The 15,236-nt window shown below is 74.9% G+C and carries 14 protein-coding genes; 5 read left to right on the forward strand and 9 right to left on the reverse strand.

Annotated features, from left to right (window positions below; all coding sequences use genetic code 11):
• Nucleotides 1–13 precede the first annotated feature (13 nt).
• Genes ACFY15_RS09530 through ACFY15_RS09540 form a run of 3 tightly spaced genes read left to right on the forward strand, consistent with a single transcriptional unit; the run spans nt 14 to nt 2,813 of the window.
• Nucleotides 14–1,003, forward strand: coding sequence for an ABC transporter substrate-binding protein (locus ACFY15_RS09530; protein WP_390687205.1), 990 nt, complete (start codon nt 14–16; stop codon nt 1,001–1,003).
• Entirely contained in the window at nt 1,000–2,025 is a 1,026-nt protein-coding gene (locus tag ACFY15_RS09535) for a FecCD family ABC transporter permease (RefSeq protein WP_390825286.1), read from the forward strand. Before ACFY15_RS09530 ends, ACFY15_RS09535 begins: the two co-directional genes overlap by 4 nt.
• Nucleotides 2,022–2,813, forward strand: a complete 792-nt coding sequence (locus tag ACFY15_RS09540) for an ABC transporter ATP-binding protein (protein ID WP_390825287.1) — start codon at nt 2,022–2,024, stop codon at nt 2,811–2,813. Before ACFY15_RS09535 ends, ACFY15_RS09540 begins: the two co-directional genes overlap by 4 nt.
• 72 nt (nt 2,814–2,885) lie before the next feature.
• Here the strand turns inward: ACFY15_RS09540 and ACFY15_RS09545 are convergent, their stop codons facing one another.
• From ACFY15_RS09545 to ACFY15_RS09580, 8 genes are all read right to left on the reverse strand, one after another.
• The gene (locus ACFY15_RS09545; protein WP_390687208.1) at nt 2,886–3,314 is read right to left on the reverse strand and encodes a MarR family winged helix-turn-helix transcriptional regulator; all 429 of its coding nucleotides are present in this window, start codon (nt 3,312–3,314) and stop codon (nt 2,886–2,888) included.
• Complete coding sequence (locus ACFY15_RS09550; protein ID WP_390825288.1) at nt 3,314–3,730, reverse strand: SRPBCC family protein; 417 nt, start codon at nt 3,728–3,730, stop codon at nt 3,314–3,316. The genes ACFY15_RS09545 and ACFY15_RS09550 overlap by 1 nt, the downstream gene beginning before the upstream one ends.
• 182 nt (nt 3,731–3,912) lie before the next feature.
• Complete coding sequence (locus ACFY15_RS09555; RefSeq protein WP_390687210.1) at nt 3,913–4,293, reverse strand: VOC family protein; 381 nt, start codon at nt 4,291–4,293, stop codon at nt 3,913–3,915.
• A gap of 133 nt (nt 4,294–4,426) precedes the next feature.
• Complete coding sequence (locus ACFY15_RS09560) at nt 4,427–6,037, reverse strand: N,N-dimethylformamidase beta subunit family domain-containing protein (protein WP_390825289.1); 1,611 nt, start codon at nt 6,035–6,037, stop codon at nt 4,427–4,429.
• A 141-nt stretch (nt 6,038–6,178) separates the two neighbouring features.
• Complete coding sequence (locus ACFY15_RS09565; RefSeq protein ID WP_390825290.1) at nt 6,179–8,572, reverse strand: polysaccharide lyase 8 family protein; 2,394 nt, start codon at nt 8,570–8,572, stop codon at nt 6,179–6,181.
• A gap of 64 nt (nt 8,573–8,636) precedes the next feature.
• Nucleotides 8,637–9,476, reverse strand: a complete 840-nt coding sequence (locus ACFY15_RS09570; protein ID WP_390687213.1) for a sugar phosphate isomerase/epimerase family protein — start codon at nt 9,474–9,476, stop codon at nt 8,637–8,639.
• Nucleotides 9,473–10,633 carry a DUF993 family protein gene (locus tag ACFY15_RS09575; protein ID WP_390825291.1) on the reverse strand — a complete coding sequence of 387 codons (1,161 nt, stop codon included), beginning with the start codon at nt 10,631–10,633 and terminating at the stop codon, nt 9,473–9,475. Before ACFY15_RS09575 ends, ACFY15_RS09570 begins: the two co-directional genes overlap by 4 nt.
• Nucleotides 10,630–11,781 (reverse strand): Gfo/Idh/MocA family protein, encoded by a 1,152-nt coding sequence (locus ACFY15_RS09580; protein WP_390825292.1) that lies wholly within the window; start codon nt 11,779–11,781, stop codon nt 10,630–10,632. The genes ACFY15_RS09575 and ACFY15_RS09580 overlap by 4 nt, the downstream gene beginning before the upstream one ends.
• A gap of 207 nt (nt 11,782–11,988) precedes the next feature.
• Between ACFY15_RS09580 and ACFY15_RS09585 the strand changes: the two genes are divergently transcribed.
• Nucleotides 11,989–13,065, forward strand: a complete 1,077-nt coding sequence (locus tag ACFY15_RS09585; RefSeq protein WP_390825293.1) for a LacI family DNA-binding transcriptional regulator — start codon at nt 11,989–11,991, stop codon at nt 13,063–13,065.
• Nucleotides 13,062–13,862: a sugar phosphate isomerase/epimerase family protein gene (locus tag ACFY15_RS09590; RefSeq protein ID WP_390825294.1), complete on the forward strand. Its 801-nt coding sequence runs from the start codon at nt 13,062–13,064 to the stop codon at nt 13,860–13,862. Before ACFY15_RS09585 ends, ACFY15_RS09590 begins: the two co-directional genes overlap by 4 nt.
• On the opposite strand, the gene ACFY15_RS09595 is transcribed toward ACFY15_RS09590, so the two are convergent.
• Complete coding sequence (locus ACFY15_RS09595) at nt 13,850–14,836, reverse strand: hydroxyacid dehydrogenase (RefSeq protein WP_390687322.1); 987 nt, start codon at nt 14,834–14,836, stop codon at nt 13,850–13,852. The two genes, ACFY15_RS09590 and ACFY15_RS09595, sit on opposite strands and share 13 nt — an antisense overlap.
• Nucleotides 14,837–15,236: the final 400 nt, after the last annotated feature.

A 15,236-nucleotide genomic window follows, 5' to 3' on the forward strand; every position in this document is an offset into this window, starting at 1 on the left:
GAGAGGCCTCACCATGTCGCGTATCCGCGCTGCCCTGCGCCCGCTCTCCGCGCTCGCGCTCCTGATCCCCCTGACCGCGTGCGGCGGTCCCGCCGGCGGGCAGGGGCCCGCCTCCGGTGCGAAGACCGCGCCGGGGTTCCCCTACACCGTCACCAACTGCGGTGTCACCAGCACCTACCAGGCCCCGCCCGCGCGGGCCGTCACCATGAACCAGCACGCCACCGAGATCATGCTCGCCCTCGGCCTCCAGGACCGGATGGCGGGCACGGCCTACCTCGACGACTCCGTGCTCCCCGCCTACCGCACCGCCTACGACGGGATCGCGGTACTGGCCGAACGGTATCCGTCGAAGGAGGTGCTTCTCGGCGCCGACCCCGACTTCGTGTACGGGGGTTACGCCAGCGCCTTCGACCAGGGCCAGGGCCGTGACCGCGCGGGTCTGGCCCTGGCCGGGATCGCCTCTCGGCTCAGCATCGAGTCCTGCACACCGGGCCGTGTCGGGCCGGCCCAGCTGAAGACCGAGATCATGGAGGTCGCCCGGACCTTCGGCGTGCCCGAGCGCGGCGCGGCCCTCGTCGAGGAGGAGCAGCGCCGGATCGACGCCGTCACCGCACGGGTGAAGGACCGGCCCCGCCCGGCCGTCTTCGTCTACGACTCGGGCGAGGCCTCCGCCTTCACCTCCGGGGGCAACGGCATCGGCAACGAGATCGTCTCCCTCGCCGGCGGGACGAACGTCTTCGCCGACCTCCAGGACACCTTCGGCGACGTGTCCTGGGAGAAGGTCGTCGAGCGCGGGCCCGAGGTCGTCCTCATCTACGACTACGGCGGCACCTCCGTGGAGGCCAAGAAGCGGCGCCTGTCGAACGACCCCGCGCTGGCGGAGGTTCCCGCCGTCAAGAACCGGAGGTTCGTGGTGCTCCCGCTGTCCTCCGCCGTCCTGGGCGTCCGCGTCGCCGACGCGGTCGAGTCCCTGGGCCGCGGCCTGCACCCCGACGCCGCGTGAGCGGGCGCCGCCGCACCGCGGCCGTACTCGTGCTCCTCGCCGCCGTGCTCGCCGGATCGGCGGTGGCGGGGCTGGCCCTGGGACCCGTGCGCATCGCCCCCGGGAAGGTCCTCGCAATCCTGTGGGGCGGACCCGGGGCGGGGCGCGGGGGCTTCGCCTCCATCGTGTGGGACGTACGGATGCCGCGCGTGCTGCTCGGGGCCGTGGTCGGCGCCGGGCTCGCGGTCGCCGGGGCCGTGCTCCAGGCCCTCGTGCGCAACGCGCTCGCGGACCCCTTCCTGCTGGGTGCCTCCTCGGGCGCCTCGGCGGGGGCCGTGCTGGTCCTCGTGCTCGGGGTGGGGGCGGGCGCCGCCGCCGGGCTTCCCCTGGCCGCGTTCGCCGGCTCCCTCGTCGCGCTCGTCGCCGTGTACGCCCTGGCCCGGCGCGGCGCCACCATGACCACGGGGCGGCTGGTCCTGGCCGGGGTGGCCGTGCAGTACGTCCTGTCCGCGCTGACCAGCCTGGTGCTCGTGCTGTCGGCGCACCCCGACCAGATCCGCTCCGTGCTGTTCTGGACCCTTGGCGGGCTGGGCGGCGCCCGGTGGGACGAACTCGCCCTGCCGACCGCCGCGCTGCTGGCCGGCACCGGCCTGCTCGTCACCCTGGCGCGCCCGCTGGACCTGCTGCTCGCGGGGGAGGAGGGGGCGCGCACCCTCGGTCTGGACACCGGCCGGTTCCGGGCCGCCGTCCTCGTCCTCGTGTCGCTCGTCATCGGGGTGCTCGTGGCCTGCAGCGGGGCGATCGGCTTCGTCGGTCTGATGGTTCCGCTCGCCGCGCGCATGGTCGTGGGTGCCGGGCACCGGGTGCTGCTGCCCGTCTGCGCCCTGGCCGGCGCGGTCTTCCTGACCCTGGCCGACCTGCTGGCCCGGACGGCGGCCGCGCCCGAGGAGATACCCGTCGGCGTGGTCACCGCGCTGGCGGGCGGCCCCTTCTTCCTGTGGATGCTGCGCAGGTCCACACGGGGCGAGGGGGTGGCCGGATGACGGGGCGTCCGGTGGAACTCGCTGTCGAGTCCCTGCGGTACGCGGTCGAAGGGCGGACCCTGCTGCACGGTATCGACCTCGCCGCCCGGCCCGGTGAGACGGTCGGGATCGTCGGGCCGAACGGCAGCGGCAAGACGACCCTGCTGCGCTGCGTCTACGGCGCGCTGCGGCCCGCCGCGGGCCGGGTGCTGTTCGACGGCGTCGACGCCTCGGCGCTGGGGGTGAGGGGGCGGGCCCGGCGGGTGGCGGTGGTCCCGCAGGACGCGGCCGGCACCTTCGGGCTGACGGTCAGGGAGGTCGTGTCCATGGGGCGCAGCCCGCACAAGCGGTTCTGGGAGCAGGACGGCCCGGACGACGGTCTGTGCGTCGCGGAGGCGCTGGAGACCGTCGGGGCCCGCGGGCTTGCCGGTCGCCGCTTCGACGGGCTCTCGGGAGGTGAGCGCCAGCGCGCCCTCGTCGCCCGCGCCCTTGTCCAGGAGCCCGGGCTGCTGGCCCTGGACGAGCCCACGAACCACCTCGACATCCGCTACCAGCTGGAGGTGCTGGGGCTGGTCCGGCGGATTCCCGCGACGAGCCTGCTCGTCCTGCACGATCTCAACCTCGCCGCGTCGTTCTGCGACCGGTTGTACGTCCTGGCGGACGGCCGGGTCGTGGCTCAGGGGCCGCCGGCCGAGGTGCTCACGCAGGAGCTGATCGCGGAGGTCTACGGGGTCCGCGCCCATGTCGCCGTCCATCCGGCGACGGGCGCTCCGAGCATCGTGTACTTCCCGGAGCGGCCCGCCGTCTGAGGTGCCGCCGTGCGCTCCTGCGGGCAGGTTTCGGCCGGCCCGCGGGTCCGCGCCGGTCTCGGGTGGCGGGCCTCAGGAATCGGGCCGGGCCAGCCGCTTGAGCAGGGGCAGCGCGTCGTCGAGGGGCACCGCGCGGAAGAACCGCGCGTCGGCCTCCTCGACGGCGGCGATGGCCCGGGGGGCCAGTTCCGCCCCGGCGGCGGTGACGCGCAGCCGCTTGGCGCGGGTGTCGGCCGGGTCGACCTCGCGTGCGACGAGCCCATTCTGCTCCAGGGTGCGCAGCACCTGGGAGGTCATCTTCACGTCCGTGCCGGCCTGGCGGGCCAGGGCGAGCTGGTTGGGGTGCTCGCCCTGGCCGTTGAGCCACCACGCGCAGGCGAGCAGGACGAACTGCACGTGGGTGAGGCCGAGCGGGGTCAGCGCCGCCGAGACCTCCCGCTGCCAGCGCAGGGTGGCGTGCCAGAGCAGGAATCCGGGGCTCTCCCCGGGGCTGAGGGCCATCAGCGGGCCGCCGACTCCGCCAGCGCGGCCATGGTCTCGGGCCAGTCGGCGGTGATGGCCGGGCCGATCTCGGGGCCGGCCTCGTCGGCGCCCGGGCCGGTGATCTCCATCCGGTAGGTGATGCGGACCCTGCCGTCCCCGGCGGGGTCGATCCGGTGGGCCGTGCGCAGGAGCAGCCCGTGGAACCGGGCCTCGTCCACGAAGAGTTCGTTCTCGACGGCCTCGGCGACGACCAGCGGCACCGGGTCCTCGCCGGGCGGCGTCATCGTGATGTGCGCGCCGGCCGTGAAGGGGCCGTCGATCTCGATCTTCTCGATACCGGGATTCCAGTCACCCCAGTTCTCGACGTCGGCCCAGAGGCGCCAGACGGCTGCGGGGGCGGCGGCGGTCTCGATGGTGTGCTCGTAGGTCCACATGTGCGCTCTCCTCGGTCGCTCCGATTTCCTCTGTCCATAGATTATCTCTGCACAGATCATCTGTCCAGGCTTCCGCGCCGGGTGGGCCGCCACGGCCGGCGCGGGTGGGGGAAGGGCGTGCGGCGGACGTGCGAGGGGCCCGCGGCGCGCCGTGCGCCGCGGGCCCCTCGGGTCCTCGTCGATCAGCCGCCGTACGGGCGGGTGATGATCTCCATGGCGTGGCCCGCGGGGTCCAGGAAGTAGACCCCGCGCCCGCCGTCGTTGTGGTTGATCTCGCCGGGGTGCTTGCGGTGCGGATCGGCGAAGTACTCGACGCCGCCCGCCCGGATCTTCTCGAAGGCGGAGTCGAACTCCTCCTCCGAGACGAGGAACGCGTAGTGCTGCGGGGTGATGGACTCGGCCGGGATGGCCGCGAAGTCCAGCGTCACCCCGTTCCCGGTGGTCACGGGGATGAACGGACCCCATTCCGGGCCGACTTCGAGACCGAGGATGTGTGCCAGGAACTCGGCGGACTCCCGGTTGTCACGGGAGTGGATGATCGTGTGGTTCAACTGGACCGACATGGGCGAATGCCTCCACAAGGCATCTCACGGCACCTCCATGCCTCACCCGGCCGGTGACCGACACGCGATGCCGTCGCCTTGATCCTAAACACCCCGTCCGGGCCCGGTCCACCGAAATGCCGCCGCCGGCGGCTCACGACCCCCCGTACACCGCCTTGACGTTGTCCTGCGCCGGGTGCGCCCGTCCGGCCGGGCCCGCGGCGAAGACGCGCAGCAGGTTCTCCGTGACCCGGGTGGTCAGCGCGCCGGCACGGGCGTCCAGGCCGTGGTTGGCTCCGCCGCGGCCGTCGCCGGCCGCGTCGAGGGCCTCGACCCAGCGCATCGTGCCGGTCGCGAAGACCCCCGCCCCGCTCGGCACGGTGTAGTAGGCCGTGTCCTGATGGCTCGGCCGTCCCTCGCACACCACCGGGGAGTGGGCCAGGATCTCGATCGGCCGCGGGGTCGGGAAGCCGGTGTTCACCTTGTCGTACTCCACGCCGACCAGGTGCGCGAAACCGTCCCCGGCCTTCACACCCGTTCCCTCGAACAGCCAGTGGCCCGGGTTCACGACCACGTACGGGGCGTCCACCGGGTAGCCGTCGTAGATCACCCCGAGCAGCGAGCTCTCCGGGTCCGCCCCCGGCGACGAGCGGAAGTCGACGGTCGCCGGATGCCCCCGCTTGAAGCCGGGGTCCTGCTCGTAGGAGGACTTGTAGCAGACCACCGTACGGTCCGGCCCCAGCTCCGAGGGCTCCAGCCGGATGCGGCGGAAGCAGCAGTTCGCGCCCAGTATCGCGATGTTGCTGCCCGCGTCCCGGGCTGCCGTGAAGTGCGCGCGCTGCTCCGGCGACCAGTACTCGTCGTGGCCGAGGGACAGCACGGCCGCCGCCCCCTCCAGCAGGCGCCGCTCGCGCGCCACGTCGGTGGTCGTCGCGTAAGCCAGGGGTATCCCGAGCCGCTCGGCCAGCGCGACCAGGGGAGCCTCGTAGACGAGGAACAGCCCCGCCCCGTCGTCGTACTCGTACGGCCGGTCGAAGGTCACCGACAGCGAACGCGAGGCGTAGCCGCCGTTCGGGCCGTCATAGCTGCCGTAGCCGCCCCAGCGGTTGTACGCCTGCCAGGTCGCCACCGCGTTGACGATCACCGTCCGGCCCGCCGCGGCCGCCGAGCGGACGGTCACCGGCACGAACCGCTGCCCCTCGCCGCCCTGCGCGTCGAGCCGCAGCAGGTAGCAGCCCTCCGGCCAGCCCTTGGTGTCCACCGTGGCGGTGCGCGCCCAGTGGGTACGGACCATACGGGTGCCGGCGTCCACCGTGTGCTCGGGCTGGCGGACCCCCGGCAGCGCCTCGGACCGCCACACCAGCCGGGCCCGCGCCCCGCCGTACCAGCCCATCCGGTACGCGGAGACGGTGAACCGCGGGGCGGTGGTGGACACGTGCAGCCCGAACGGCTCTCCGGGCAGCACGCTCACCTTGTCCGTGAAGCCCTCGATGGCACGGGCCGGTCCGGCCTTGACCACGTGCCAGTCGGCGTTGCCGGGCCGGGCGTTCTCCGCCTTCACGTCGAAACCGGCCTGCCCGGGCGCCGACGGCGACTCCTTGCCCGCGGCCTTCCCCTTCAGCGCGGCCCCGCTCGCGCCGCCCCCGCCACTCGCGCAGCCGGCGGCCGAGCCGAGCCCGGCGGCGGTGGCCGCGCCCGTCGCGATGGCGAGGAACCGCCGCCTGCCCGCGCCCCCGGCGATCCCGGGTGTGTGCTCCTGATCCATGCGGGGCACGTTAGGACACCCCTGCCCGTCTTCCCCCCACCACCCCGCCGGAGGCGCGCCGACCCCGGTCCGGCCGGCTCCCCGCTGCGCCCGAGCGGTATCGGTGGCGGCACCCGGCCCGGCCGTGGTGCCGTCCTCCGCTCACCGCAACCGCACCACCACCTCATGGCTCACCCCCGCCGTGGCCGAGAGGTCCCCGAAGACGAGGCGCAGCCGCGCCCCCGTGCGGGCCGACACCAGCGCCGGCGGCCCGGACCGCACCGCCGCGACGGGCCGGTCCCACACCAGGACCAGCTCCCCGACCGCCCGGGCCGGGTCGGCGACGTACACCCCGGCCGTGCCGTCGCGCCGCTGCCGCACCGTCACCGAGCACGGGGCGCTCGCCTCCAGCGGGCCCGCCGCCCCGGCCCGCCAGAAGTTCACCCCGGTGAACCCGAGCGGGCCGACGGCCACCCCCTGGGCCGCCGCGCTGTTGGCCAGGACGTCGGGCCACCCCGGCGTAGCCGCCCGCGCCGCCGTCCGTGCGGCCGTCGCCCCCGGCAGCAGCTGGTACGCGTACCCCGCGTCCACCGGGTCCTCGCCGTGGTCGTACCAGAGGGTGAGGTAGCGCCGGGTCAGCGCGGCCGTGGATCCGCCCTGGTTCACCTCGCTCCACCGGCCGGTACGCGCCTCCCTCAAGGCCCTGAAGGGCCCCGGGCCCTGGAGGACGTATCCGCCGAAACCCGCCAGGTGCGCCCAGCCGGGGGACCGGAACTCCGCCGACCAGCCCAGGGCCGCCGGCTGCACGCGTCCGCCGACGGTCAGGGCGTGCGTCCCGGCCGCACCGAGGTTGCGGCTGTCCACCACCGACTCCACCGGGACCCCGTCCGAGGCACGGATCCCCGCCCCCAGGCAGACGATCGCGTCGCCGAGGAAGAACCAGGACTTGAGGGCCTCCAGGGTGCTCCCCAGACCGCGCAGGTGCTGGCCCACCGACCCGAACTCCACGTCGCCCGACCCGCCCACCCACGCCGTGTCCGGCCGCGCGGTGCCCCAGGCGCCGCCCGCCCCGTCCGCCAGTGCCTTCCGCGCCACGGTGACGCCCGGCAGGCGGTACGGGTCGACGGTGGGCCAGAACGCGTCCGCGTACTGGTCGTTGCCGTACGAGGAACCCCACCAGCAGAGCATCCCGCTGCCGGTGTGCCAGCCGCGCAGGTTCTCACCGTTGCCCGTCTCGTAGTGCGCGATGCGCCGGGAGGCCATGGACAGCGAGGCCGCCCAGCCCGGTCTGCGGTGGGTGGCCCGGTCCATCGAGGGGAACAGCCGGTGCCCCACCGGCTCGGGCAAAGGCGCCGCCGACGGGTCCGCCTCCAGCTCCGCCAGCCGGGCCAGCGCGCCCAGCCCCAGCGTCCGGTCGGCGAGGGGCGGGCTGTGGTGCGACCGCGCCGCCCACCCCTTCACCAGGGAGCGCCACCGGGCCCGCTCGGCGGTGCCCGCCCCCTCGGCGAGCAGCAGGACCGCGGCCAGCACCGCGTGGCCGCGGACGTGGTCGTCCTGCTGGACCTGCCGGGCATCCGAGGCCGCCAGCCCCCGGCTGACCGCCCGCCCGGACACCGCGTCCATGACCAGCCCGTTGAAGAGGAAGGGCGCCCAGCCCCGCTCCACGGCGTCGAAGACGTTCTGCCGGGCCGGATCCACGACCTGCCACGGCGTGCCCTTCAACAGCGCGAACAACAAACCCAGCCCCTCCAGGAACACCGCGCCGTAGGTCCCCGTGTACGCCACCGCGCCGTGCTGGACGAAGGACCCGTCCCGGTGGAGACCGTCGCCCGCCGTGACGTACGGGAAGACCGGCCCGAGCGCGTCCCGGGCCAGGGCGACCTTCGCCGCGTCGGAGCCGACGGCCCCGCGCACCGCCAGCACCCGGCACAGGTCCACCCGGTTGGCACCCGTGCTCGTCCCGCCGTACACGGCCACCGCCGAGTCCGGGACGAAGTGGTCCACCGCCGCGCAGACATCGGCCCGGCGGGCCTGCGACAGCTCCCCGTACAGCAGCACGCACACGTCCAGCAGGGCCTGCGGCGCGCCGATCCGCCAGCACCACCAGTTGCCGTACGGCTCCCGGCCCGCGTGGTACACCTGCGCGTGCAGCTCCTCCAGGCCGGCCAGCACGGACGCCAGCAGCGCCCCGTCCCCGGTGAGAGCGGTGCCCGGCCGCACATAGGCCTCCGCCATGGTCCGCAGCCGCTGGAAGCTCCGCACCATCGGTTCGGGATCCGAGGCGAACCCCAGGTCCGGCCAGAGCGCCCCCGGCGCCGGAGCCATCGCGGCGGCCCAGCGGCCCGCCTCCTGGCCGAGCTCGGCGAGCCGCGAGCGGAACGGCTCGGCCGCCTCGGAGAACCCGGCGCCCAGCACCAGCGAGCGCCAGGCCTCGCGCATCGCCCCATGGACATCGCCCACACCCTGGGCGTCCGCCCGGTCGGCCGACGCACCCGCCCGCAGCGCCCCCGCGCCCGCGGCGGACAGGAAGGCGCGCCGGCTCCACACTCCCGTCATCACATCTCCTCGGTCCGATCCCACAGGTCCTCCGCAGCGGGGCGTGCCGCCCCTGCGGCCCGGTTCATTCCACGTGCTCGCGGTAGCGGTCGATCACCTCCCGCAGCACCTCGCGGCCGTCCCGCGCCCACAGGCCCGGATGGAAGATCTCGACCTCCACCGCCCCCCGGTAGCCGGCCCGGTCGGCCAGCTCCCGGAAGCCCCGCAGATCGACGCACCCGTCACCGAGCTGCCCCCGCCCCAACAGGGCGCCCTCGGGGAGCGGGGTCACCCAGTCCGCCACCTGCACGGACACGATCCGCCCGCCGGCACCGGCCCGGCCCAGACCGGCGGCCAGCCGCTCGTCCCACCACAGGTGGTAGGAGTCGGCCACCACCCCGACCCGCTCCGCCGGGAACTGCTCGGCGATGTCCAGGGCCTGCCCCAGGGTGGAGACCACGCAGCGGTCCGCCGCGAACATCGGATGCAGCGGCTCGATGCCCATCCGCACCCCGTGCCCGGCGGCCCAGGGGACCAGGTCGCCCAGAAACCCGACGATCCGCCGCCGCGCCTCGACCAGGTCCCGCTCGCCCCGCGGCAGCCCGCCCGAGACCAGGACCAGGGCGTCCGCACCCAGTTCGGCCGCCTCCTCGACCGCCCGGCGGTTGTCCTCCAGAGCGGCCGCGCGGTCCCCCGGATCCGCTGTGGTGAAGAACCCACCCCGGCACAGGGAACTGACCCGCAGCCCGGCGGCGGCGACCAGCCGCGCCGTCTCCCCCACCCCGAACGCGCGCACCGGATCCCGCCACAGCCCCACCGAGGCCACCCCGGCCGCCCCGCACCCGGCCACCAGCTCGGGCACCGACCACTGCCGCACCGTCTCCTGGTTCAGACTGAACCGCGCCGGGGCCGGCGCCCCGTTCACGCCTCCACCCCCTGGCCCGACAGGAGCCGGCGCATCCGGGCCCCGGCGAGTTCCGGATCGGGGAACAGGCCCAGCAAGTCAGCCAGTTCGTAGGCCCGCGCCAGATGGGGGAGCGATCGGGCCGACTCCAGCCCGGCCAGCATCGTGAAGTGCTCCTGGTAGCCCGCCAGCCAGGCCAGCAGGACGACGCCCGTCTTGTAGAGCGGGGTCGGCGGGGCGAACAGGTGCCGCGACAGCGCGACCGTCGGATCCAGCAGCGCCCGGAACCCGTCGGGGTCCTCCCGGTCGAGGGCGAGCGCCGCCCGTGCCGCGATCGGGGCGATCGGATCGAAGATCCCCAGCAGGGCGTCGCTTGCCCGCTCCCCGTCCCCGGCGATCAGTTCCGGATAGTGGTGGTCGTCGCCGGTGTAGCACCGCACGCCCGCCGGGAGACGGCGTCTGAGGTCCTTCTCCCGCTCCGCGTCCAGCAGCGAGACCTTGACGCCGTGCACCTTCCGCGGGTGTTCGCCGACCAGCGCCACCAGGAGGTCCGCGGCCCCGTCGAGCCCGTCGTGGCCCCAGTACCCGGCGAGCTCAGGGTCGAACACCGGACCCAGCCAGTGCAGGAGCACCGGCCGGGAACTCTGGCGCAGCAGCGTTCCGTAGACCTCCAGGTAGTCCTCGGGGCCCCGGGCCGCCGAGGCGAGGGCACGGGAGGCCATCAGCACGACACCCGCCCCGCAGTCCTCCACGTGTGCGAGCTGTTCCTCGTACGCGGCGGTGACCGCCGCGAGCGGGTGCACCCGGCCGGGCGGCAGCTGATCGCTTCCGGCGCCGCAGACGATCCTGCCGCCCACGGCCCGGGCCTCGGCCGCCGAACGCCGGATCAGCTCCGCGGCGCCCGGCCAGTCCAGTCCCATGCCGCGCTGGGCGGTGTCCATGGCCTCCGCGACCCCGAGCCCCAGCGCCCACAGACGGTGCCGGAAGCCCAGCGTGGCCTCCCAGTCGACCACCGGCCCGCCGCCGCCCGGCGTGGAGGGCGGGGCCGCGGCCACATGGACGGCGGCGTAGAGGGTCCGGCTGCGGGCCGGGCCGCAGGCGTACGGTCCGAGCGGCGCGGCCGAGGGCCGGTGGAGGCGGAACCCGCCGTCCGCCGAAGGGAGCCGGATCCCGTTCACAGGGTCACCTCCGGTACCGCCAGCCTGCGCCCCTCGGCGCAGGAGCGCAGGCCGAGAGCGGCGAGCTGCACCCCGCGGGCCCCTGCGAGCAGATCCCAGCGCCAGGGTTCGTCGCGTACGACGTGGCGCAGGAACAGTTCCCACTGGGCCTTGAACCCGTTGTCCACCGGGCCGTGGTCCGGTACCTCCTGCCACTGCGCGCGGAAGGAGCCGGCCGTCGGCAGGTCCGGGTCCCACACCGGTCTCGGCGTGGCCGCGCGGTGCTGGATCCGGCAGCTGTGGAGCCCGGCAACGGCCGATCCGTGCGTCCCGTCCACCTGGAACTCGACCAGTTCGTCGCGGTGCACCCGGACCGCCCAGGAGGAGTTGATCTGGGCCACGGCGCCGCCCTCCAGCTCGAAGATCCCGTAGGCGGCGTCGTCCGCCGTGGCCTCGTAGGGCTTGCCCTCCTCGTCCCACCGGCGGCCGATGTGCGTCCGGGTCAGGGCCTGTACGGTGCGGACCCGGCCGAACAGCTCGTGCAGCAGGTACTCCCAGTGCGGGAACATGTCGGCGACGATGCCGCCGCCGTCCTGTGCCCGGTAGTTCCAGGAGGGACGCTGGGCCGGGTCCCGGTCCCCTTCGAAGACCCAGTAGCCGAACTCCCCCCGGACGGAGAGGACCTCGCCGAAGAAGCCGGACTCGACCAGCCGTCTCAGCTTCATCAGGCCCGGCAGGAACAGCTTGTCCTGCACCACGCCGTGCTTGACGCCGGCCGCCGCCGCCAGCCGGGCCAGCTCCAGGGCGGACGCGAAGCCCAGGGCGGTCGGCTTCTCGCAGTACACGTGCTTACCCGCCGCCACGGCCCGGCGCAGGGCCGCCTCCCGGGCTCCGGTCACCTGGGCGTCGAAGTAGACCTCCACCTCCGGATCGGCCAGGACGGCATCGAGGTGCGTGCCGACGTGCTCCAGACCGTGCCGTTCGGCGATGGCCCGCAAGGCGCCCTCGCGGCGCCCGACCAGCACCGGCTCCGGCCACAGCAGGGTGCCGTCGCCGAGGTCCAGCCCGCCCTGCTCGCGCAGCGCGAGCAGGGACCGGACCAGATGCTGGCGGTACCCCATCCGCCCGGTCACGCCGTTCATAGCGATCCTGATCGTCCTGCGTTCCATGGCGACCTACCTCCCGTTCCGTCGGCATCGTCTGCGGAAAGCGATAGAAAGCGCTTTCTGTCGATCAGGCTAGGTCTCGGAACTGGCGCTCTTCAATTACCCATTCGGGTGATAGAAAGCGCTTTCCGAATCGGCCATCATGAGGTTCATACACCAGATCGGACGAGGGCCCCCGGCAGCGGCGGGCCACAGGGGGAGGGGATCCCGATGGCGGTGACTCTTGCAGAGGTCGCGGCCCGGGCGGGCGTGTCGCCCGCGACGGTCTCGCGCGTACTGAACGGCGGCTATCCGGTGGCCGGCGGCACCAGGACCCGGGTGGAGCGGGCCGTCGAAGAGCTCGGCTACATCGCCAACGCCCCCGCCCGGGCCCTGGCGGCCGCCAGCTCCGACCTCGTCGGTATCCTCGTGCACGACATCGCCGACGGCTACTTCGGCATCCTCGCGGCCTCCCTGCAGCACGCCCTCGACCCCGCCGGGGAGGGCGGGGCGCGCCGGCTGGCCGTGGTCTGCAACACCCAGGGCGCCCCGGCCGCCGAGACCGCCTGCCTCGCCCTGCTCGAAGGCCAGCGCGCCGGAGGCGTCGTTCTCACCGGTGCGGCCGCCGAGGATCCGGAGCACACGGCCGCAGTCGCCGCCAGGATCGTGCGCATGGCCGCCTCCGGCGCCCGGGTGGTCCTCTGCGGACGCCCGCCCCTGCCGGTACCGTCCGCCCTGCCCGTCGCCACAGTCGTGTTCGACGACCGAGGGGGTGCGTTCCGGCTCGCCGAACACCTCCTGACACTCGGTCACCGACGCATCGCCTACGTCGCCGGCCCGCCGGGCCGCAGCACGACCCGGGAGCGCCTCGCCGGACACCGGGAAGCCCTCCAGCGCCACGACCCGGCACTTCCCGGAGTCTGCGCGGCGCTCACCGTCCACGCCGGGTTCGACCGCTCCGCCGGCTATGACGCCACCCGCGAACTGCTGCGCAGGGGAGAGCCCTTCACCGCGGTCGCCGCAGCCAGCGACACGGCCGCGGCAGGGGTCGCCGCCGCCCTGCGCGAGGCGGGCCTGCGCATACCCGAGGACGTCTCGGTCGCCGGCTTCGACGACCTGCCGTTCAGCCAGGACACCGCCCCCGCCCTCACCACCGTCCGGGTGCCGCTGCGCGAGGCCGGTGCGCTCGCCGCCGAGCTGGTCACCGGCCGCCGGGACCTGCCCCCCGGAGGCATCACCACACTGCCCACCGCGCTCCTGGTGCGCGCCTCGACCGCACCGCCGCCGACCGCAGGGAGGACGCCGTGAGGTACGCCCTCTCCACCCTCGGCCTGCCGGGCACCCCGCTCGCCCGGAGTGCGGCGCTGGCCGCCGGCCACGGCTACGAAGGCCTTGAGGTGCGTGCCCACCCGGAGGAGCCGCTGCACCCCCAGAGCCCGCCGGGGGACCGGGCCGCCGGACTGCGGGCCGTCACCCGGGCCGGGGTCGGCGTCCTCGGGGTCGCGGGCTACACCCGGGTCGCGGCGCCCGGCTCCGACGAGCCGGTCCTCGCCGAGCTGAGGTCCCTGGTCCGGCTCGCCTCCGACCTCGAGGCCCCGTACGTACGGGTCTTCCCCGGCGGGGGCGGCCTGCCGCAGCCGCAGGCCGACGCCAACGCCGTACGCCGCCTGAGGGAGGCAGCGCCCTACGCGGAGCGGAACGGGGTTCGGATCCTGCTGGAGACCCACGACTCGCACCGTACGGGAGCGGCCGCCGCCCGCGTCCTCGACGCGGTCGGGCATCCGTCGGTGGGCGCACTGTGGGACGTCCTGCACACCTGGCTCGGCGGCGAAGGGCCGGCCGATTCGAGAAGGCGGCTGGGCGCGCATCTGGGATACCTCCAGGTCAAGGACGTGGCCTCGGCCGACGACCTCACCCCGGTACCGCTGGGCGCGGGAGTGGTGCCGCTGGCCGGGGCGGTGGCCGGGAGCCCGGCCGGCGGGTGGCTGTGCTGGGAGTACGAGAAACGCTGGTACCCCGGGGCGGCCGAGCTGTCCGGCGCCCGGCTCAGGCAGGGCCGCGTACACCTGGAGGGGCTGGTGGTCCATGGCGATCAGGCCGAGTAGGCCAGGCGGTCCGGGTCCACCGGGTAGCGGAAGCCGACACCGCGCGCGTAGCGCTCCAGCTCCTCGACCGCCGTCACCGCCAGCCGGTCCAGCTCTCCGCCCAGGGATCCTGCCACATGGGGGGTGAGCAGGACGTTCGGAAGGTCGTACAGGGGGGAGCCGGCGGGCAGCACCTCGGGCTCGGTGTGGTCGAGGACGGCGTGCAGCCGCCCGGTGGCCAGCTCCCGCGTCAGCGCCTCCGTGTCGACGAGCGAACCCCGTGCCGTGTTGATCAGCGTGGCGCCGTCCGGCATCAGGGCCAGCCGGTCGGCGTCCAGCAGACGACGGGTCCCGGGGAGTTCGGGGGCGTGCAGGCTCACCACGTGGCTGCGGACGAGCAGTTCGTCCAGTCCGCTGGCCTCGCCGCCGAGGGAGGCGAGTTCGGCCGGGCCGGCGTACGGGTCGTACACGAGGACCCGCAGGTCGAACGGGCGCAGCAGCTCCAGCACCCGGCGGCCGACCCGGGAGGCGCCGACGAGGCCCACGGTGCGCCCGTAGTTGCCGGCCGTCGGGTAGCGGCCCAGCGGGTCGATCGGCCGGCGCACGGTCCGGTAGGCGTGGGCGGCCTCGAGGACCCGCTTGTTGGCGAACAGGATCGCGGCGAGCGTGTACTCGGCGACGGGCAGGGCGTTCGCGGCGGCCGCGCTGGAGACCAGCAGACCGCGTTCCCAGCAGGCCTCGGTCACATGCCGCTTGACGCTTCCGGCGGCGTGCACGACGGCGCGCAGCCGTGGCATCCGGCGCAGGGCGTCCGCGTCCAGGGCGGGGCAGCCCCAGCCGGTGAACAGCACCTCGACGTCGGCGAGGCGCCCGCTCAGCGCCGGGTCCTGCCGTGCGAAGTCGGTCAGCAGCAGGTCGGGGTCCACATCGGCGACCCGGACGAGCTCGGCCAGCACCCGGCCGCCGAGCACGGCGGCCCGGGTGTCCGGGCTCATGGCGAGCACCGTGGCGGGCCGGGGAGGGGCGGCTGGGCTCGTCACGCGGGCGCCTCCTGCGGTGGGCCCCGGGCGCCGGAGCCGACGACGGCCGGGGGCCGTGAAGGGGAGCAGGAAGATGCTCACAGAGCCGGCTCCGGGCGGGAGCGGCGACACGTGCGCGGGCCCCGTGGTTCACCCGCCGGCCCGATCACCATACGCGGACGGCTTCCGGTCGGGCTCCGGAGAGCCGGACGGCGTGGCTGCCGGAGCCGGTCGCGTCGGGCCGCCTTCGGGCCCGGTCGCACGGAGTGGCGTGTTTCCTGCCGGCCGGCCGGCCCGGTCGGGGCGACGGCGACCAGGCCGGGCGGCATCCCACCGCACCGGACCACTGCGGCGCCGCCGGGGAACGCGGCCCGGG

This window comes from Streptomyces sp. NPDC001373 (assembly GCF_042895815.1).
GTDB lineage: Bacteria > Actinomycetota > Actinomycetes > Streptomycetales > Streptomycetaceae > Streptomyces.